This is a genomic window from Bdellovibrio sp. HCB288 (genome assembly GCF_047305935.1).
Classification (GTDB): Bacteria; Bdellovibrionota; Bdellovibrionia; order Bdellovibrionales; family Bdellovibrionaceae; genus Bdellovibrio.
This window is the reverse complement of record NZ_CP178619.1, coordinates 2,540,144-2,558,471: the sequence shown is the minus strand read 5'-3', so window position 1 is coordinate 2,558,471 and position 18,328 is coordinate 2,540,144. Positions and strand designations below refer to the sequence as shown.

18 protein-coding genes are annotated in these 18,328 nt (G+C 46.8%); 8 read left to right on the top strand and 10 right to left on the bottom strand.

The window, feature by feature from the left end; genetic code table 11:
- Positions 1-19: 19 nt before the first annotated feature.
- Together ACLVWR_RS12505 and ACLVWR_RS12500 are read right to left on the bottom strand one after the other, a co-directional pair.
- Positions 20-301: a chorismate mutase gene (locus ACLVWR_RS12505; protein WP_413580983.1), complete on the bottom strand. Its 282-nt coding sequence runs from the start codon at positions 299-301 to the stop codon at positions 20-22.
- A gap of 26 nt (positions 302-327) precedes the next feature.
- Positions 328-1,545 (bottom strand): class I SAM-dependent rRNA methyltransferase, encoded by a 1,218-nt coding sequence (locus ACLVWR_RS12500; RefSeq protein ID WP_413580982.1) that lies wholly within the window; start codon positions 1,543-1,545, stop codon positions 328-330.
- A 152-nt stretch (positions 1,546-1,697) separates the two neighbouring features.
- Between ACLVWR_RS12500 and ACLVWR_RS12495 the strand changes: the two genes are divergently transcribed.
- The 4 genes from ACLVWR_RS12495 to ACLVWR_RS12480 all read left to right on the top strand — a co-directional run bounded on the left by ACLVWR_RS12495 (position 1,698) and on the right by ACLVWR_RS12480 (position 6,874).
- On the top strand, positions 1,698-2,957 hold the full coding sequence (locus ACLVWR_RS12495; RefSeq protein ID WP_413580981.1) for a JmjC domain-containing protein: 1,260 nt from the start codon (positions 1,698-1,700) through the stop codon (positions 2,955-2,957).
- Positions 2,958-3,003: 46 nt separating this feature from the next.
- Positions 3,004-3,807: a TIGR02147 family protein gene (locus ACLVWR_RS12490; RefSeq protein ID WP_413580980.1), complete on the top strand. Its 804-nt coding sequence runs from the start codon at positions 3,004-3,006 to the stop codon at positions 3,805-3,807.
- The gene (locus ACLVWR_RS12485; protein ID WP_413580979.1) at positions 3,804-4,610 is read left to right on the top strand and encodes a hypothetical protein; all 807 of its coding nucleotides are present in this window, start codon (positions 3,804-3,806) and stop codon (positions 4,608-4,610) included. Before ACLVWR_RS12490 ends, ACLVWR_RS12485 begins: the two co-directional genes overlap by 4 nt.
- Positions 4,611-4,705: 95 nt before the next feature.
- On the top strand, positions 4,706-6,874 hold the full coding sequence (locus ACLVWR_RS12480; protein ID WP_413580978.1) for a hypothetical protein: 2,169 nt from the start codon (positions 4,706-4,708) through the stop codon (positions 6,872-6,874).
- Positions 6,875-6,883: 9 nt separating this feature from the next.
- Here ACLVWR_RS12480 and ACLVWR_RS12475 read toward each other — a convergent pair whose 3' ends face one another.
- Both ACLVWR_RS12475 and ACLVWR_RS12470 read right to left on the bottom strand, forming a co-directional pair.
- Positions 6,884-7,216 carry a hypothetical protein gene (locus tag ACLVWR_RS12475; RefSeq protein WP_413580977.1) on the bottom strand — a complete coding sequence of 111 codons (333 nt, stop codon included), beginning with the start codon at positions 7,214-7,216 and terminating at the stop codon, positions 6,884-6,886.
- A gap of 114 nt (positions 7,217-7,330) precedes the next feature.
- Complete coding sequence (locus ACLVWR_RS12470) at positions 7,331-7,675, bottom strand: LysM peptidoglycan-binding domain-containing protein (protein ID WP_413580976.1); 345 nt, start codon at positions 7,673-7,675, stop codon at positions 7,331-7,333.
- A 261-nt stretch (positions 7,676-7,936) separates the two neighbouring features.
- Here ACLVWR_RS12470 and ACLVWR_RS12465 point away from each other — a divergent pair, with 261 nt between their 5' ends.
- The 3 genes from ACLVWR_RS12465 to ACLVWR_RS12455 all read left to right on the top strand — a co-directional run bounded on the left by ACLVWR_RS12465 (position 7,937) and on the right by ACLVWR_RS12455 (position 10,448).
- Complete coding sequence (locus tag ACLVWR_RS12465) at positions 7,937-8,323, top strand: hypothetical protein (protein ID WP_413580975.1); 387 nt, start codon at positions 7,937-7,939, stop codon at positions 8,321-8,323.
- A gap of 39 nt (positions 8,324-8,362) precedes the next feature.
- Complete coding sequence (locus tag ACLVWR_RS12460; RefSeq protein ID WP_413580974.1) at positions 8,363-8,767, top strand: hypothetical protein; 405 nt, start codon at positions 8,363-8,365, stop codon at positions 8,765-8,767.
- A 337-nt stretch (positions 8,768-9,104) separates the two neighbouring features.
- Positions 9,105-10,448 (top strand): hypothetical protein, encoded by a 1,344-nt coding sequence (locus tag ACLVWR_RS12455; RefSeq protein ID WP_413580973.1) that lies wholly within the window; start codon positions 9,105-9,107, stop codon positions 10,446-10,448.
- 363 nt (positions 10,449-10,811) lie between these two features.
- On the opposite strand, the gene ACLVWR_RS12450 is transcribed toward ACLVWR_RS12455, so the two are convergent.
- From ACLVWR_RS12450 to ACLVWR_RS12435, 4 genes are all read right to left on the bottom strand, one after another.
- The gene (locus tag ACLVWR_RS12450; RefSeq protein WP_413580972.1) at positions 10,812-11,177 is read right to left on the bottom strand and encodes a DUF1428 domain-containing protein; all 366 of its coding nucleotides are present in this window, start codon (positions 11,175-11,177) and stop codon (positions 10,812-10,814) included.
- 192 nt (positions 11,178-11,369) lie between these two features.
- The gene (locus ACLVWR_RS12445) at positions 11,370-12,236 is read right to left on the bottom strand and encodes an alpha/beta fold hydrolase (protein ID WP_413580971.1); all 867 of its coding nucleotides are present in this window, start codon (positions 12,234-12,236) and stop codon (positions 11,370-11,372) included.
- A 592-nt stretch (positions 12,237-12,828) separates the two neighbouring features.
- Positions 12,829-14,334 carry a hypothetical protein gene (locus ACLVWR_RS12440; protein WP_413580970.1) on the bottom strand — a complete coding sequence of 502 codons (1,506 nt, stop codon included), beginning with the start codon at positions 14,332-14,334 and terminating at the stop codon, positions 12,829-12,831.
- A gap of 76 nt (positions 14,335-14,410) precedes the next feature.
- A complete protein-coding gene (locus ACLVWR_RS12435; RefSeq protein WP_413580969.1) occupies positions 14,411-15,070 on the bottom strand; it encodes a TetR/AcrR family transcriptional regulator in 660 nt (219 codons plus the stop codon).
- Between the two features lie 139 nt (positions 15,071-15,209).
- Here ACLVWR_RS12435 and ACLVWR_RS12430 point away from each other — a divergent pair, with 139 nt between their 5' ends.
- Positions 15,210-15,674 carry a hypothetical protein gene (locus tag ACLVWR_RS12430; RefSeq protein ID WP_413580968.1) on the top strand — a complete coding sequence of 155 codons (465 nt, stop codon included), beginning with the start codon at positions 15,210-15,212 and terminating at the stop codon, positions 15,672-15,674.
- Positions 15,675-16,009: 335 nt separating this feature from the next.
- Here the strand turns inward: ACLVWR_RS12430 and ACLVWR_RS12425 are convergent, their stop codons facing one another.
- Positions 16,010-17,029, bottom strand: a complete 1,020-nt coding sequence (locus tag ACLVWR_RS12425; RefSeq protein WP_413580967.1) for a phospholipase effector Tle1 domain-containing protein — start codon at positions 17,027-17,029, stop codon at positions 16,010-16,012.
- 317 nt (positions 17,030-17,346) lie between these two features.
- Positions 17,347-18,315 carry a hypothetical protein gene (locus ACLVWR_RS12420; RefSeq protein WP_413580966.1) on the bottom strand — a complete coding sequence of 323 codons (969 nt, stop codon included), beginning with the start codon at positions 18,313-18,315 and terminating at the stop codon, positions 17,347-17,349.
- Between the last annotated feature and the right edge of the window lie 13 nt (positions 18,316-18,328).

Genomic DNA, 18,328 nt, shown 5'->3' with positions numbered 1-18,328 from the left:
TCCGTCGGAGTATATCAGACTAAGAATGCTTGGATTTCAGGTACTTTTCGTATTCGCGCAAGACCGAAGTCATCACACCCTTTAACAGCGCATCGAACTCGGGGTCCTGACCTTGTTTACCGTCCAGATTTACAAAGTCTGCCATAATTTTATTTTCACGTTGAGCATTGAAGAACGGAAGGTTCTGCTCTTTTTTGATTTCCCAGATCGCCATGGTTAAGTCACGACGACGCGCCAGCAGCGCATGCATTTCTTTATGAACCTGGTCAATTTCCTGACGAAGACTGTCGATGGTTTTCATAATAACTGCCTCTAATAATTCAAAAATTAATCCAAACGGAACAACGCGAACTTCAAATAGCGAAGCTCTTCCATCGCCAAGGGGTAAGGATGATCCACCGGTTGACCACCGATATAAACCAGGGTCGCCTTTTTACGGGCGCGAGAGAACGCTTCCTGACAGATTTCCATAAATGCCTTGGAGGAGATATGGCTGGAACAGGAGCTCGCGGCAAAAAGCCCCTCTGGGTTCACCAGCTTGATCGAGTTCGAGAACACTTTGGCATAGGCCGCCGTAGCCTGCTCCACCGACTTTTCATTCGGTGCAAAGCTTGGAGGGTCTGTGATAACGATATCGTATTTCTTTTTTTCTGCATTCAATTGTTCAAGGTAAGCGAAGGCGTCTGTCGCGATATCTTGATGAACCGTTTCAAGGCCATTGATCTCGAAATTACGAGCCACGGCTTGAATGGCAACCTTCGCGATATCCACGCTGGTGACTTCCTTGGCGCCGCCTTTAGCTGCGAAAATTGAAAACCCACCGGTATAGCTGAACAGGTTCAAAACTGTTTTATCTTTTGCAAAGTTTTGGATCATCTTGCGGTTGTCACGTTGATCCAGGAAGAAGCCCGTTTTTGCAGCATCGCGGATATTAGAGGCGAACAGAACTCCATTTTCCAGGAACTGAACCTCTGGAGCCAGAGTGCCCACGATATTCGTGCCTTTTTCATCGGCATCATTGCGGCGCTTAAGATAAACGCATTTGATCTGTGGGAATGCGGCCTGGATCTTTTGTGCGATCACTGGCGCATGCCAGGTTTTTTCCATGACCGCGTGGTCATGCTTAATAACCGCCGTGTCGTTGTAAATATCCACGATAAGCCCTGGTAGACCATCCCCCTCCCCGTTAATCAAACGGAAGGAGTTCGTGACCGCAAGGTCGAAGGTTCTACGAATCTCTACGGCTTTACGGAACTGACTTTCAAAGTACAGTTCCAGAGTGCGCTTCATGTTGTTGCGTCTAAAAATCGGCTCATCCGCCAAGACCAGCACGCGGAAGCGCAGCTGAGTGTCCCCTTGCCAGATCCCCAAAGCCAGGGTTTCGCCCTTGAAATTCAACAGGTGAATCCCCGACTTAAAAACTTTGCTGTCATCAAAACAGTTCGCAAAAATCCAACGATGGCCCTGCTTTAAGTGCTTGGTAACGTCGCGCTTAAGCTCAATAGTTTTAATCTCGTCTTGAAAAGTAACGGCAGCATCGCTCATCGGGGGTCTCCAGAGGAACCCTTTTTAAGCTAAATCCCGTCTCATCACAAGGGGTTATCTGTCACCCTCTGGCAGGTTGGTAAATTTACAGGAATGCCCCCTGGGATGCACAATATTTGACTCACAGATCATTCTAAACGACTCTCACGCCCATGAAGTCAGCTCTCCTTGATCAAAAATTATGGCGCAGTTTCGCCAAAAACCATTGGGAAAAAAAGCCCCTCCTTTTACGAAACGTAAAATCGGGTCTTTTGGAAATGAGTGCCGCTGAAATCTTTGATCTGCTGGTTTTATTTGCTGATCGCTGCCGTGAATTGAACGACCCTGCGGGCTTCAAATTTTATACGGATGGAGTGAAGGCCGAAGCAGAGGACGTATTGTATGTGCTGCCCGTGAAATCAGACAAGTCACTTGCTGGTTATCACAAACGCATGAATGCCCAGTTCCCGGATTATTGCCTGGTGTGCGACGAGCTTTTACAAGTGAATCTTAAAAAGCAAAATCTGCTGACTGAATTCACCGACGAACTGTATCGCCATGTAGGATTTCCCAATCGTTTCTCTGAAATGGGCCTTTATCTTGGCAACTATAAGAAAACTCCTTTCGGTGTCCACGTGGACTCCTGCGGAGTTTTCAGCTTTCCTGTGGTTGGAACAAAAAAATTCCGCCTGTGGAGTGCGGCGTACGGTGACAAGCACCCGGAATTGGATCGCACCTTCAATTATGAAAAGCACAAAAAGCACTCGCAGCTTTTGGAAGTCGGTCCTGGAGACATGACCTACTGGCCTTCATCAGAGTGGCATATCGCTGAATCTGACGGCTCCTTCAGTGCAACCTGGTCCCTGGGTGTTTGGGTGGACAAACAGCATAAGGACATGTTTTCGGATTCCTTAAAGAACCTCCTTCATACCAAGCTGGGCGCGACGGGCACACAGGTGACAACGACCTTTAAATCCTTGCACGGTAACTCGGGCGAAGTCACCGAGCTTCCTCCGGCCTACGTTCAGTCACTTAAGCTTTTACAAAAAATGAATCCTCTGGAGCTGCAAGATGCCCTTTTGCAAGATTGGATGAAGCACATCTCGCTTCAGGGCTTTAAGTCGATGCCTGTTGATGCGGCAAAAATATCGGTGAAATCAAAAATCCAATTGCGCCACGAAAAGTCCCTGATCCTGTGGCAGCAAAGTCTTGTAAATAAAAAGAATCACCATATTGCTTTCGGTGGGGCTTTATTAGAAGGCTCCTCTGCCAATCTGCTTAAGCTGGTTAAAGACCTTAATACCGGCAAAGCTTGTGCGGTGAGTTCATATCTCAAGGGCCCCCAACTGAAGAAGGATCTTTCTCTGTTGCAAGTACTGGCTGATGCCGGAGCTTGTGCACAGGTGTGCATGGAAAAATCCACACGCCCTTGATCAACCGGTGGAATCCCCCAGAAAATGTGCTAAAGACCGCTCTGATATGCTTAAAACATCCTATCGGGACCTATTACTTCAAGAGCTGGAAAAGCGCGTTGCCAATAATAGCAACTATTCCAAAAGAGCCATGGCAAGACAGCTCAAAATCTCTCCGTCCATGATGTCGGCCATTCTGAATGGCAAAAGAAATCTTTCCCCTAAAAGCGCTTTGGATATTTCAAAGGCTCTAAAATTCGACAAAAAAACGACCGAATACTTTGTGACCCTGGTCCAATACGAAACCGCCATGAATGACGATGCAAGAACCTTTCTTTTGGAGAAGATTCAGAATTTGGCTCCGCGGGCGCAAACTCAGAAATTGGACGTCGATATTTTCAATATGATTGCAGAATGGTACCACGTACCTATTTTGCAAATGAGCCATACATCGCACAACGACATGAGCATTGATTCCATTGCGAAATATTTGGGTATTTCCAAGGCCATGGTGACCAATGCATTGGAACGATTGCGCCGCCTGGAACTTTTAAAAGAAGACGAAAATGGCGTCTTACGCGCCAGCAAAAGCGCCGTGATGACTTCCTCGCCAATTCCAAACCAGGCACTGCGCCACTTTCACACTCAGATGCTGCAAAAGGCATCGAAGGCTTTGGAAAACCAAGGCAACCACGAAAAATTTGTCGGTTCAGAGACCTTCGCCTTTGACGAAAAAGATCTGGCCAAGGCCAATGAAATCCTGGAAGAATGCTTCTCTAAAATCGTGCGCCTGGCTGCGAATCAAAAACACAAAAAAAATGTTTATCACTTGGGCATTCAACTGTTCCGAGTCAATGAGGTGCCATCATGAAGTACACCCTGCTTCTACTTATTTCATTCCTGGCCTGTGGTTTTCGTGCTGACGATACTTCGTTTGGCACTCGTGGTGGTGGCAACGGAACAACGGCCGAGTTTAATCGACTTGGCAATGAGCTGTTCAGTGTTTTGCTCCCAGCGCGCGCTGTGGTTGTGCAGGACCAGACAATCGACATCGCCTCTTTGCATGTTGTTTTCAAAAGTGCTTCCATCACCGTACCGAACATCGATTTTACTCTCGACAATAGCACCGTTGATGCCTTCAACTATCCTGACCAAAAACGCATTGAGATCAACGCCAACAACTGGGTGATGCTTCCGTTGAATGCTAAACGCCAGCTTATTCTTCATGAGATTCTGGGCTTGGCACGTATTCCAGACATCAATTATAGCGTCTCAGAAGGCCTCCTGCTGAAATTTCGCGCGCTCGCGCTTTCAAACCCACTGGTGTGCCCTCTATCTCGCTACAATTCTGGAATCGATGCCTTAACGACTCATTCATTGCTTAAGAAGTTTTCCGGCGCAGCAAATCCGATTTTATCGCTGGAACAAGTGACATGCACCGTGGATCCATGGAAGCAGGCAACGGAGTGTATTGCCCAAAATGGGGAAACGCTTAAAGCTCCTGCGGACAACCAACTTCTAGTGGCGATTTTTAAGAACATGGGTATGGCGGCAAGCAGTCCCGACGGTGTCATCGAAATCTACACTGCAGGAAGAATCAGCTGCATGCCTTCATCTGAACCCAGTTTAACTGAATGTATGTTCATCTCTCAATGGATGGATGGCTGTCCCTAGTTCAAAGTACTTCGTGCACTCATGTGGACAGTTTATTTCCAATCGAGTCGGGCTCCCCCATTTAAGTGCCCATTCACTTCGCATAACATTTAGGTATGAAAATCACGTTGAATGTTTTTGCTGTGGTGTCCTTGACTCTGTTCACGATTAACTATGCCCAGGCAATCAACTGGGGAAACTCCACTCAGAATCCCGGTGATTATACGGCCCTGGGTACGGTGAACATCACAGGAGTGGTGAATCTAAATCCAGGCACTTATACTTTTCAAACACTCAACGTGAATTCCACCAGAACCATAAAAATACTTTCTGACACTACGGCCGGCACTGGTGTGATCATCAATGCCACCACGGTCACCGTCGCTGGATCTGTCAATGGTGATGGCACTGGATACTCTGGCACACAAGGCACCTCTCCTGGAATCGTTTACCCTGTCCCCTGGAATGACTATTATGGGGGTGGTTGCCATGGTGGATTGGGTGGCATGGGTAATGGAGTTGTCGATATGTGCCAACCCTACGGCAGCTCGCAAAGCCCTACAACACTGGGCTCGCCGGGTGCTTTCGGTGATAGTTCGGGGGCTGGCGGAGGTGCTGTCAAATTCAATGTCTCTGGCACAATGACAGTGACCGGTACTATCTCCATGAACGGTATTGCGGCGACGACAGATAACGGTGGCAGCGGAGCCGGAGGAAGTGTTTGGATCGTGACTAACACCCTGTCTGGCAATGGAACCATTAGAGCCAACGGTGCCAACGGTTATGACGACACCTCCACAGGCTCGGGCGGTGGCGGACGAGTTGCCATTCACTATGCCACGACCACATTTAGCGGCAACATACAAAGCAGAGGCGGCACTGGGGATCGCTACTGGGATGCCTCTGTCGGATCCTTGTGGTGGATCGACACTGTTAATAATGATTTGCTTATTAACGACAACTCCACCATTTCCAACGGGACTTACAATTTTCGCAACATCACCATCACCAGCAGCGGCTACTTATGGAATGATGGACATGGTTACGTCGCTGAAACAGGTCCGGGCGCTGGTGTGTATGTCTCGACAAATGCCACCACTGCAGGCTTCCCGCCGGCTGGTACAGGCGCGGCACATGGGGGGCGCGGAAATTTTTGGTATGCGCCTAGAAGTCAGCCTTACGGCAACATGCTTCAACCCGCCACCATGGGCTCTGGTGGTGGACACGCAGAAGCTAGTAATGGCGATACTTCACCGGGGGGCCGGGGTAGTGGGTCGATCAAGTTGATACTTTCTGGAACTTTGACGGTGGATGGAAGTTTGACTTCAGACGGATGGGGCCCTCCCTATTGGGCCTCAACTTATCCCGGCGGAGGATCTGGGGGGAGCATTTGGATCATCGCAAATTCCATTGTTGGTTCAGGCAACATTTATGCAAGAGGTGGATACGGTGGCGGAGATGGAGGTGTCGGATCCGGTGGCCGCATTGCCCTCTACTACGCGACTACTTTTAGCAATACTTTGAACATTGCCGTCAACGCCAACACCTACGGTGATACCGAAGGCATCGCGCCAGGATCAGCCGTCGTGATCAATACAACAACCAATGATCTGCTATTTCCGACGACCAGCACGATTCAAAACGGTACTTATACATATAATAACGTAACACTCGCACCAGGAGCCATCGTCACAGCGATTGAAGGAAATGACGCCAACACAGGCACCGGCAAGGGCCTTACTGACAACACCTATGGCAGTGGCGGCGGCTATGGCGGCCTTGGTGGTAAAAGCTATAGTAGTTTGTCTGGAGGAACTACATATGGCAGCAAAGACTACCCGACGGATCTTGGTTCCGGTGGTGGTGGTTGCAGCACCACTGGTATCGCCGAAGGCGGCATTGGTGGAGGCGCTGTTCGCTTCATCATCGCCAACACTTTGACGATTAATTCAGGTGCTCAGCTATCTGCGACCGGCGGTCAAAGTCTGGGTTACAATGGGTGCGGGGGCGGTTCTGGCGGTAGCATTTGGATCAACACTAAAAATGTTGTTTCAGTGACAGACGGCATCGTGGCCCAAGGGGCTTCTGGCAATCCACCTCCAGGTGATGTTCGTGGCGCTGGTGGTGGTGGCGGTCGCATCGCGATTTACTATTCGGGAACCTATTCCGGCACTTTGAATGTGACCGGCGGCGCATCGGCCTTCGCTAACGGCGTAGGAAAAAACGGAACAACTACAGTGAAGCTCATCCAAAGCATCGTTCCGCACTTTTTCCGCGGGTATTAGTACTTCACTTTATTGGTTGATTCGCACTTTCGCGTGAGTGCATTCCAGAAGGTTGATCAACTCTGCTGTATCTGCTGCAATCCAACCCTCGTCGCCGACAGAGGATGAAAAACCAGAATCAATGGAAACTGCGAAAATCTCGGACCTATTGTTTGCAAACAATAGGTACTGAGAGCTTGCACTGTCTTCACAGATCTGCGCCTCAACTGTTCCATTGTATAGAAGTCCTTGGGACACTTGAACGTCTCTGATCAACTGACGAAGTGCCTGACCTGAGCTCGCATGAGCTGAATTAAAAGCAAGTACGGAAATAAGGGTGATCACTAAATTTAACGCTTTCATAAAATCTCCTGTGTATTTTGGTTTTCAGGTACGAGGAGATTTTTACCACAGCTTGCTACACCGCCCGATTCATTCTGCCTCAAAGTGCGGCAGAAATGCCGCACCTTGAACCATCTACACCTGAGGATTTTGCGAAGCCTGCTGGCGTGGCGAACTTGCTGGTGGGATCTTTAAGCTCTGCCCTGGTTTAATTTTATTTGGATCAGAGAGGATATCGCGATTCGCTTCAAAAATTGCTTCGTACTTACTGGAGTCACCATAAAATTGTTTGGCAATTTTTGACAACGTATCCCCGGCCTTCACCGTATAGGTCTGCGCCGCCGCTTGGCTGCTTGCGGTTGCGCTGCTGGCAGGGGCTGCATTCTGGGCAACGGGACGGCTAGGCTGTTCCGGAGCTTTTTCATCTTTCTTACCATAAAGCTTTTCAGCTCCATCTTTGATGAAATCGAACATTCCCATAAGGACCTCCTATTTTGTCGTATTCCAATATCAGGCTAAACCCGCAGCCCGTCGTTTCAAGGCTGGTTGTCAGTAATCATGGTTTGCGCTGGACTTCCGGGGCGGACTCCGGCTGCCGTATAAAGATCAGACAGTCGTACACTAAACATGAACAAACCGTATACTAATTAAGAACATCTATCTTTTTTTGGATAATCCCCGAGGGTATACTGCATTTGAAGTTAGAAATAACAAACGTATCTGAATAAATAGGAGTATTCGATGAAACAAGTATTCTGTGCACTTTTAATGTTGGGTCTTGGTTCTACAGCCTTCGCGGCAAAACCATATTATATCTGCAGCCTGAAAAATGTTGGTAATGCGGTCCAGGCGGATTCTGAAATCCTGGTTCAATTCAACGACAACCAAATCGCCATCAAGGGCGCTGGTGCAACTGGCACATGTATTGGTGCAGTGAAGTGGATGGGCAGTGATGGTCACTACGGTGCAGATTTCACGTACAGCAAAGCCAACCAAGGATGCCAAGCATTTAACAATGTTCAGTGGTTCTCCACCAACCAAGGTTTCGCGGACATCTACCCAAATACAACTGTGGCGTTGGACCAAACTTATACTACGGGCGTTTGGGCTCGCTACACGTGCAAATAGTAGAAAAGAAAAACAAATATTTTAATAAAGGAAAATTCCATGAAAGTTCTTTTTCTTAAAACCGCTGTTTTTTCCCTGATCGCAGTAAATGCCATGGCTGGAACTTCACCATCTTTGGTTTGCGGCAAAGACATCGCTATTTACACTCAAAATGAGGTGTTTAAGTATCACTCCTCCTACAGACAAGGCCAAATAGTCAATGCCTCCATGGAGCTTGGCGAAGTGACAGTTGTTCAAGGAAACAGTTCTGCCATTCTGGTAAAAACTCAGGAAGCTGAACACAGCTGGGGTGGCCTTGGTAAAGCAAAAGGTTTTGGCTACTATTCACTCCCAGGCAAACTGCATTTGGATTTACGTAATACGGTTGATAACTACCGAATCTTTTTGGTAGACGAACAATCTGGTCAGGAAATCGAGTGCCGCGGGCAAGGCGATTGTTGTTAGTCCGTCCTAGGTAACAGTTCCCTTTTCGGGATGTGCCACGCAAAAAAAGGGAGCCCTGCGGCTCCCTTTTTTATTTTTTATCCAAAGACGACTACCTTGAACTTCGCAAGGAGATGGTGCTTCACTCTTTTTTTTCACCGAACAAGCCCAAACGTTCCATCGTAATTCAGGCGCTCTTTGCATTATTTGTCGAATTCATATTCATCAATTGTGCTTAAATTTTTCAACAACGAATTCAAAAACACGCTTCGTGGTGTTCATGCTGTTGGTAATTTGCTTTGGGTGCATTTGGTACGCAACTTGAAACCAAAGTTCGTCATGTAAACAAGGAGAAAACATGACGAACACAAAAGGTAATTACTTAAGAACAATAATGATGGGCACGTTGCTGCTTGCAGGCTCGGTGGGCCAAGCACAGAGTTCATCATATTATAATCAAGCTCCCCACAGCACCAACGAAGACTTGGAATGCTATCTTGCAGGTGGGGTTTTAGCGAAAGGCGTTTGCGTTGCCGCAACAGTTACCGGACAGGTTGCAGCAGTACTTAATAATGATCTTCGCAAACACGGCGGCAATGAAACGTCAGTTGGAGATACCGTCATTGAAGGTGATGCAAAGGTTTCCAAGAACTTTGCCAATTCGCGAATCAAGCAGATCTTTATCACCGTCAGTGCAATCCCTAAAAATCAAGTTCTTGACTATAACGAGAAGGATCGCCGGAACTTTCACAATGCCAATCGCATGCGCGCCGATGGCTATGTTGATCGTCCTTGGTTCTTGGGTTCAATTGGTGCAAATATCGATATTAGCAAATCCCAGGATGTAACAATCCTAGCGGGAAGCTTTGCCGCCAGTGGACTATCACCCTTGGAAGGAAAACCAAGTCGCTATTATATGACGGCACCATACGGAATTCAGGTCCGCTACGATCAAGGTATACAGGTGAATTATGAACTGAAAGAAGAGTTAGACCGGGTGCTCCTTGCGTCCTTCTCTGTAATTGATGGCGACGGTGTCAAAGGTGAATCCAATGTCACTCCATTTGACTCCCGTGCAAACTCATATCCATCAGCAGCTGGTACGATGGAAATGCGTATCACAAATGCACTTCGCAAAGTTTATGCTAAAAGCTCTCCCTACTTGAAAAATCATGACCTTTATATTGGTGTGACAGGCTCTCGTGGCGACACCGGCAGCTATCCTAATCAAAAGCGCGTGCAAGATGATCTGACAACTTATCTGGGCTACATGTTCACATCCAGCAAGGGCCAGGCGGAGGTTCGCGTATTTAGATCACAATACGTACGAAACCCAGAAGGTAACGGTGATGGTACTCATACCAAACTTGTGAACTCTAATGCGACGGGTGCGGAAATCGCCTACCGTGGTTTGGAAACTGACACATGTACTTGGGACTTCTACTACAACCAACACGTTTTTGATTCAGAATCGAACGACGGCGAGTTCACTTCTGGCAACGTGAGAGGCCTAAAAGGATGGACACTGGGCTCTGCATGCAGGAATTTGTTAGGTGTAAAAAATCTGACTGTCGGTGTTGAGTATGGTGAGGTCACTCCGAAATATAAGTCGGGCACAAAAGCGACAACGATGGCTTTCGGTGGCAAACAGTTCAACCTAACGTTCAGTTACAAGTTTGGCTTGAAACGCAACTATAACTAGCTACTTCCCCGTGACCAATTAAAAGAACGGACCATAACCAGCTTAAGCCAATGCTGCCCGCGAGAGTTCGCAAGGTATTCGCAGTATGGTCCGTGTCTTGCCGCAAATCGCGATTGAAATCCTGCATTCAACCAGGCCACCGCGGGTTCGCCGGGATTTGTTTAAAATGGGAGTCGCCTCGAAGATCGTTTCGCCCTGCAGACCATTTGGTCCGCAATCAAGGCCCACCGTTTCGTAGGGTATCTCACACTCTTCAAGTGCCCACATAGCACGAATGTCGCGTGTGTATCCCCACAAAAACGGCGGCAGTGATTTGAATACGTACACTTTCATAGGCGTCACCTCGTAACACCCATGATGGCTTTACTTTTTATTGCTCACCAGAACTTTAAAACCGCCGGTAGAGAATCTTTTCATCGAGAAGAGCTCTTCCATCTCTTTTGGATCCATTTTTGCGAACTCTGCATGAACCTTCTTGTTCACTTGAACGCAGTGGGCTTTGGATTTGTAAACGATGAAAGCAAAAACAACAGTTTCGTCTTTCTTTAGTTTGCAAAGTTTCGGAAACGAAGTCCCATAGGGCACGTCCAATTTATCACCGATGCACTCATAGTAATCCAGGGCGCCGTACTTCATCCACGTCTTCATTCCCATCGTCGCCATCTTTTTATATTTCTTTACGTTCTTCTTCTTGATCGGAATCACATAACCATCAACATAACGAGCCATACTTACCTCCAAAATGGTGAAGGATTATTGAAGCATGATTGGAGAGTATTGCCAAAAAAGAAAAGCCTGTTTTGTCAGAACAGGCTTTAACAATAGTGAATGGTTTTGCGGTGACTTAGAATCTATAAAGAAATACTAGTTCTCTCTCACGATTGAGTTCTTTCATGGAGGAGGGTTTGGGGGCTTTCGATTCTAAAGGCTGCACGTCGCAGTCAAGTTTTCAGATCTGCGCATTTCAATCTCTTCCGCAAATGCCAATAAGTCTGCGTTGATCATTTGTTTGTGAGTTGCCGGCAATGCGTGGTCACCACCTTTATAGATTTTCACCTGAGCTTGTGGCACATAGTGCGGAACACGAGCTGCTGTAGCTTCGAACGGAACGATTTGGTCGTCGTCGCCGTGGATCACAAGCGTCGGCATATCAAAGCGTTTCAAGTCCTTGGTGAAATCACTTTCCGAAAATGCCGCAATACAATCATATTGAGCTTTCAATGAGCCCTGCATGCCCAGCAACCAGAATGTGTCTTTCATGCCTTGGCTGACGTTGTTGCCGGGGCGATTCGCTCCAAAGAAGGCAGTTGTAAAGTCTTTGAAGTATTGGGAACGATCGTTCATGACGCCCGCACGGATGCCATCAAATACGTCCATCGTAAGCCCGTGTGGGTTCATCAAGGACTTCATCATACCTGGAGCCACCGCACCTATTAGAACAGCGCCAGCGACACGGCTGGTTCCGTAGCGACCGATATAACGAGTGATTTCACCTCCGCCCGTAGAGTGCCCCACCAAGATCGCATTTTTAACGTCCAGATATTCAAGCAGTTGGGATAGGTCATCAGCATACGTATCCATGTTGTTGCCGTCCCAAGTTTGTTCGGATCTGCCGTGACCACGGCGATCGTGAGAAATCACGCGGTAACCTTTGCTTGCCAAGAACATCATTTGATCTTCCCAAGCGTCAGAGTTCAAAGGCCAGCCGTGACTGAATACAAATGCCTGGCCAGTGCCTTGGTCTTTGTAGAATAGTTTCGCGCCGTCGTTAGTGATAAATGTGTTCATGGTGTTCTCCCGTGTTTTTAAGCTCGTTGTTTTCAACGTTGTTATTCGTTGTTGATGAACTCAAATTAGGGGAAAACGATTCGAAAGAAAATTATTATAATTCAATGAACAATATAGTTTAAATTAATACTGTTTTTGAGCTGCCGGAGTCGACAGCTCTGAGGCAAGTGATCTTAGAATACACTTAATTTGTGACAAAGTTCTTTTGATGATCAAACCTTCTAGCTTTCAATAGTTTTACAGCAGCTGATAGGTCAAAGACATTAAAAAAGGGGGGACCACCGGGAGCTGGTTAAGGAAAAACCCTTGCCGAGAGAGCCAAGGCCGCAATATCTAGGATTTTTATTTCACTCCGCTGACGGATAAAAGTTCCCACTTCTTTCCGCCAACCTCAGACTTCAAAAAACAGGAGGACGATTTCTTCTTTTCCGCGCCGATGACAATTTCTAAAGAGGACTACAGGGAACTTCGCAAGGAGTTGGTGCTTCAGATTTCAAAGATCTCAAAGCGCGTTGAAAAAAGCGAATCCCAGATTCTTGTTGCTTTCAATATGGACCTATTTAAAGTTTAAATCCCTCTGGAGGGAATACCCTCATTGATTTTGTGATTCCAGTGTTCTGGCGATCGAAGCTTCAAACTCTTTCGCGAAATCTTCGGCAACCCGGCCTTTCATGAAGGCTGGGTTCGTGATTGTTTCGATGAGTTTTTGTGGGGTCAGCTCCAAGCCAAACCATTGAACGCCCTCGGCATCCACATGCGACCACTCTGGTCCCATGTCTTTAAAGCCCATGCCCTTATACATAACAACACCTTCTGCGGTGTTATAGGTGTAAAGGCGTTGAGCCTTAGCATTGAACTGCGCAGGGCGATCCGAACTGAAGACACTGCTGAAAAGCTCCAACAAAATCGCTGAATAACCAACGCGGCGTTGTCCAGACTCTTTGGAGATCGCGAACTTCACCGGTTCAAAAATCTGTCCGGTATAAATCGCAAAAGGCTTGGTCGTATCCGCATGCATGTAATTTCTTAAAGCATCTTCCACCATCGGAGGTATCGCAGATCTTCCGTCATGGACGTAATCAACCAATCCAGGGCGTGGCAATTCATAATGAGGACCAAAAAACTCCTCCATCGGCAGGACTTCTAAATTGGTCGTATAGCCTAAATCCTTGGTGCTAAAAGGTGACGACTTCGAAGGAAGGAAGCGGATATCCAAATCATTCAGATGTTCTTCCCAGCGATTTGTTTTTTTATTGAAATACCGGTACTGAGCATAGGTTGATCGAGTGTAACCGATACTGCCCACGATTTTTCCTGGTTGATTATCAACAGTAGCTTCCCTAACCACAACATAGTCAGTTTTTGTAAGAGCAGAGAACGCCTTGGCAACAAGCTGGTCGATGAAGTCGGGAGTCCAATTTCTGCGCTCGTATTGACCTAAAGAAAACTTAAGAACGTCTCCCAAGCTTTCATCAAGAAGTTGTTTTCCTGCGATATTAGCCCGGTCCATTGCGATCCATAATTCATTACTACTTATTTCACTCACGGAGCCAGTCTTAGAAATATCATTGAAGATACGTCTTCTAAGTTCGCCTTTATCCCAGCCATATTCTTCAGACAGTTTATCCAGCTCTTTCAAGACCTGCTTGGGCAGCCCCTCGTGTACTTTGATTTCGTGCTTTTCAATAAAAAGCGGGCCACGGCGATATGTGGTTTTTTCGTAGTAAGTGGTGCTGTAAATATCAGAACCGTTCGAGCGACCTACGTAATTTGAAATGGGAATTCTTTCGACGTTGGCCTGCGCGGTTGTTTGATCCGTAAAAAACAGTCTCGTTTTGGATTTTGATTGCTTGGAAAAAATCGAACGTTGAAGCTGCTCCAATTCAGGCTTCAAAGTCGCTACATCCGGGATCTCATGGGACTGCAGATCCCGCGTTCGGGCATCCCTCCACAGGAGTTGATACTTGGTATTTGCAGGCCGAGTGATTGTGGAAGCAAAGACATTTTCACAGGCAACGGGGCTGGCCTCCGCCGAACAGGCAAGGACCAGCGTAAGGACGCTTACCAGGTGTTTAAATGTTCGACAGTATGTCGCCATGGCCATTGCTTTAACCTCTTTAGAGTCTGTCGCAGACTCTGCCCTTTAGAGATTGCAAAGCATATGCTGGAGTGGCTTAGGCGCGCGGCTTCGCACCAGCTGCAAAAAAGGCCTGGGCGACAAGGCCTTCGATCAACCCCTTGCCTTCATCTTTAGAGTCCTCAGTCCCATAGCAAAGCATTCCCCCGGCTATGAGGGCTTGGATAGTTGTTGCTGCCAATTGGGGATTCTCGCAGGTGAAAAAGCCTGCAGCCTTTCCTGCCGATAGCAATGCAGCTATGCGATCATTCCCCGCCTCTACGGCGACTGTATTGAGTGCGCGATTTTGTTTGGTATTCACACAAGAGGTAACAAAGGAAAGCCAAACCTGTGCATGCAACCGCGAAGAATCCACCCACTTAAAACAAGAACGCACATAGGCTTCAAGCATTTTGTCAGGAGTTTTAGCAATCGACATTGCGTCGATTGCGAATCGCTGGAAAAGCAGGCGCACATATTTGATAGCAAAAATACGCAACTCTGCAGGATCTTTAAAGTAATGAAGCAAAGCAGTTCTGGAAAGATCTGTGTCTCGCGCGATCATCTGCATTGATACCTGATCCCACCCTTTTTTCGCATAAAGCTTTAAGGCGCTTTCTAAAATCAAAAAGGCCTTGCGCTTGCCCTTGGGGTCATCCATGCGCAGGTAAATTTCGCTAAAAACCGTGTAAGTCAGGTCGTCTTTAGGGATTCTCATATATATAAATTATTGGCTAAAAACAGTTACTTACAACGTTATTTCGACATGGTCTGAAGATTTTTTGGTGCAAAGCGTTGTGGGCGGATATATTTGCCGCAACTTAAAAACAAAGCGGCTAAGTCCGCAAGGAGAAATTATGAAAACGTCAATGTTGTTGGGTTTCGCAGTAGTAGCTATGTCTTTGTCCGCTCAAACTTCTTTTGCTCAAGACAAAATGTGCTTCAGAGCTAAAAGTGGCGAAGCAACAATCAAATCTCTTACAACTAACAAATCAGAGAATGCATGGAAAATTGAAGCTTCTTTGGAAGAGCCATCATATGATGAAAATGGCGAATTCATTCCACCAAGATTCAATTTGAAAGCTAAATCCGCAACAATGGAATACAACACTATCGCAATTCACTTTGCAGACTTTGGCGAAGGAAATTTTATCGTTGAATGTGACGGCGGAATGGTTGAAATGTCTTCAGCTGTTAATGGCTTGTATGCGAATTCAAAATCGCTTCGTGGCACTGTCGCTTCCAGCAACACTTGCGGTGAAGCAGATGCTGTTATCGTTCTAAAAAATCTGAATTTAGAAGAAACAATTTGCGCTGAGTAGTTGTAACTACGAGGCTCGCTTGAGCCTGGGGCAAAGAATATCTTTATCAGTAAAGACTCGCCACTTGTAGTCCAGCATCATCAGAATTGGCGAGGCTGGCTGATGCCACGATTGAAGTTTGAAAAGTCCGATGACCTTCACTACTCGCTTTGCTTTTCGATTGCTGCAAAAGATCATGTGAGGGTCAAAGAAATCTTGGTCACAGCCATCAAAGACTCATTGGAAGTCATCAGGCCTTCACCTGAAGAGAAACTGTCGACGTTGACAATTGATTTGACCCAGTTTTGATTATAGATTTTCGGCATTTTCAGAGAAAAAATGGCGGGATTGACGATTTAGTAGTCAAAAGATGAGTCTACTGTATTCACGGTTACGAGTTCCTCCTTGGAGGTCGTTGTAAATGTGGATAACTGAGCCAACGCAATGGAAACGGATTCTTTGGCGTTCGCGCGAATAAAGACGGAATTATGAATAAGAAAGGTAACTGCCGCAAGATCTCGCGGATAATGTTTTTGTCCGGTGCCATTGAACCGATCAAAAGTTATTTTCGCCGTGGGATCTGGTTGCAACTGAAGATTTGAGATACTTTGTTCATCAAGCTGAATACCATTGGCCTTCAACGCGTTAATTGAAAATAACAACGAGATATCCGACAAGGACTGCGAAGGATTTCCTCCCCCGACATCTGAATGAGCGCCCGCAAATAGTATCTGTCGCACATTTTCCCTGGGGTTTACCGGCGTGAGTGGAAACATGGAGCGCATCTCGTCGCCTGCGATAATATGATCACAATACTTTATTGAAGCATCTATATCAAAATTTTGAAATCGCGGCCCGACCGTTTCGTTTCCAATTTTAACTTCTCCCAAAACCGAGTAGACCGTATCAAAAACCAACAAGTATTCAGTTTGAAAACCCACTACGTTCCTTCCCTGGTAGTCCATGGCCAAACGTAAAGAGGCAGCTCCCCGGCTAAATCCGATTGCTATCACGATGTCACCTGGGGACCACAAGGACTCCAGGCACTTTAATGTACGATCAATGCGATCTTGAATAGACTTTCCTGTGATATATTCCTTCGTGGTAGAAATTTTGCCGGATATAAAATCACCAAACTTTTCGCGCCACGTGCGATCATCTTGTTCGGGTTCCTTTGCTACTAAAGAATCAGTTCCCACTCCCCGGATATAGACTGAGTGATAGTTCAAAGTTTCATCGACCTTATAGGAATCACTATGAAGCAGGATTCTTTTCTCGCCCGGTAGAGCTTGATAAAGCTGCAAAACATTCGAAGGTGATTCAGAATCCAAATTTTGTCCAGTGCCGTCGTTAAACAAAATAATGGTTTTAACCATGGTACCTCTTATTTAGGTCCCAGTTTAAAGCAGCATTTTATATTCTAGCCAGCCCATCATCAGTTCAATGCCATAGATCATCCGCAGTACCAGGCACTTGCCACCAACAAAACAAAGTCCCATATCAACCCTGAGGTCTAAGGCATATAAAAGGGGTTTTCCCGATACCCAACATCTATTCCCCATAAGGAACTACGCTCAAAGCCCCCGATACTGAGTCCTTATGTTGCACTCCCCCGCCCCAACAGGGGCCACCGGGAGCTGGTTAACGACATACAAGTCGTTGGTGGCACCCGCAAGAGTGCCACCTCTAAATATTATTTACTTTCGCAAGATCCGACCGCAAAGCTTCCAGTGGGCTGCTGACCAGCTGGCGTAATACGCAAAGAATGCTGTTGAAGTCTGCTGTTTACATTGTACTCCATCGTCCAACCACGATGAAACAGTGGACTTGAAACCGCAGTCACAGACTTGAGCTGATCTGATTTAAGCAAAGAATCCGGCGTGATCCCAGGGATGAACGTTCTGGTTCGGGAAATCAAATACTGTCCATCTAGAATGTGAAAGTAGACTCCAGTTCCTTCAACTCCATTTTCAATTTCAGATGCCGCATAAAAGCTTTGCATTTGATATCTGGCACCTGACTTAAAGAAAAAGCATTGCACGATCTGCGACTTATTCCAAATCGGCGTGAAGCTTTCAAAGGTCTCTAAGCCCGAGAATAGTTTTGCGATCATATATCGTGTATCATCAGACTTAGGCGCATCCCCCACTACCCGAGTCATCCAGTAAATCCACTCATGATAAACCAACCCCACCTGGTCCACGGGGGCCATCATGTCCCACAGCTCGCGATCGCGATAGACTTTGATTTCATATTTGCCATTAACTTCTTCAACGACATTCACGGCCACTTGCACGAACTGACAACCATGTGGCAAGGCCGGCAACGTAGCATCATTGGTAAATTGAAGTTTTTCGCCACGAGGCAAATCAATGACCTTACCAAGCATGCCATAGACCGCTTTAATCTGGCTGTCGATGCTTGAAGGATCATCCACGTTAGAGCCCGGAGCCGCCATCTGGCGCACTACTTTCGGCAGATACATTTTCAAATCTGCATCAAAGTTCCCCGTCGTCGCAGGCATCGGATATCCCACCAATTGCCCCTCATAAAGATCCATCAGCTGCACACGGTTCCCACACCGAACACCTTTGCCACCACCGCCGTTGACGACGCCCTTAGTGCCAAGACCTAATAGCAAAGCTAACAATACCGAGTTCATAAATCCCCCTTCT

What these genes read in the sequence shown, in the direction of transcription:
- ACLVWR_RS12450 (WP_413580972.1), bottom strand. Translation starts at nt 11,177, where the DNA reads ATGGCTCGTTATGTTGATGGTTATGTGATTCCGATCAAGAAGAAGAAC.
- ACLVWR_RS12480 (WP_413580978.1), top strand. Translation starts at nt 4,706, where the DNA reads ATGAAAATCACGTTGAATGTTTTTGCTGTGGTGTCCTTGACTCTGTTC.
- ACLVWR_RS12485 (WP_413580979.1), top strand. Translation starts at nt 3,804, where the DNA reads ATGAAGTACACCCTGCTTCTACTTATTTCATTCCTGGCCTGTGGTTTT.
- ACLVWR_RS12455 (WP_413580973.1), top strand. Translation starts at nt 9,105, where the DNA reads ATGACGAACACAAAAGGTAATTACTTAAGAACAATAATGATGGGCACG.
- ACLVWR_RS12425 (WP_413580967.1), bottom strand. Translation starts at nt 17,029, where the DNA reads ATGGTTAAAACCATTATTTTGTTTAACGACGGCACTGGACAAAATTTG.
- ACLVWR_RS12440 (WP_413580970.1), bottom strand. Translation starts at nt 14,334, where the DNA reads ATGGCGACATACTGTCGAACATTTAAACACCTGGTAAGCGTCCTTACG.
- ACLVWR_RS12495 (WP_413580981.1), top strand. Translation starts at nt 1,698, where the DNA reads ATGAAGTCAGCTCTCCTTGATCAAAAATTATGGCGCAGTTTCGCCAAA.
- ACLVWR_RS12460 (WP_413580974.1), top strand. Translation starts at nt 8,363, where the DNA reads ATGAAAGTTCTTTTTCTTAAAACCGCTGTTTTTTCCCTGATCGCAGTA.
- ACLVWR_RS12430 (WP_413580968.1), top strand. Translation starts at nt 15,210, where the DNA reads ATGAAAACGTCAATGTTGTTGGGTTTCGCAGTAGTAGCTATGTCTTTG.
- ACLVWR_RS12420 (WP_413580966.1), bottom strand. Translation starts at nt 18,315, where the DNA reads ATGAACTCGGTATTGTTAGCTTTGCTATTAGGTCTTGGCACTAAGGGC.
- ACLVWR_RS12465 (WP_413580975.1), top strand. Translation starts at nt 7,937, where the DNA reads ATGAAACAAGTATTCTGTGCACTTTTAATGTTGGGTCTTGGTTCTACA.
- ACLVWR_RS12445 (WP_413580971.1), bottom strand. Translation starts at nt 12,236, where the DNA reads ATGAACACATTTATCACTAACGACGGCGCGAAACTATTCTACAAAGAC.
- ACLVWR_RS12435 (WP_413580969.1), bottom strand. Translation starts at nt 15,070, where the DNA reads ATGAGAATCCCTAAAGACGACCTGACTTACACGGTTTTTAGCGAAATT.
- ACLVWR_RS12505 (WP_413580983.1), bottom strand. Translation starts at nt 301, where the DNA reads ATGAAAACCATCGACAGTCTTCGTCAGGAAATTGACCAGGTTCATAAA.
- ACLVWR_RS12475 (WP_413580977.1), bottom strand. Translation starts at nt 7,216, where the DNA reads ATGAAAGCGTTAAATTTAGTGATCACCCTTATTTCCGTACTTGCTTTT.
- ACLVWR_RS12470 (WP_413580976.1), bottom strand. Translation starts at nt 7,675, where the DNA reads ATGGGAATGTTCGATTTCATCAAAGATGGAGCTGAAAAGCTTTATGGT.
- ACLVWR_RS12500 (WP_413580982.1), bottom strand. Translation starts at nt 1,545, where the DNA reads ATGAGCGATGCTGCCGTTACTTTTCAAGACGAGATTAAAACTATTGAG.
- ACLVWR_RS12490 (WP_413580980.1), top strand. Translation starts at nt 3,004, where the DNA reads ATGCTTAAAACATCCTATCGGGACCTATTACTTCAAGAGCTGGAAAAG.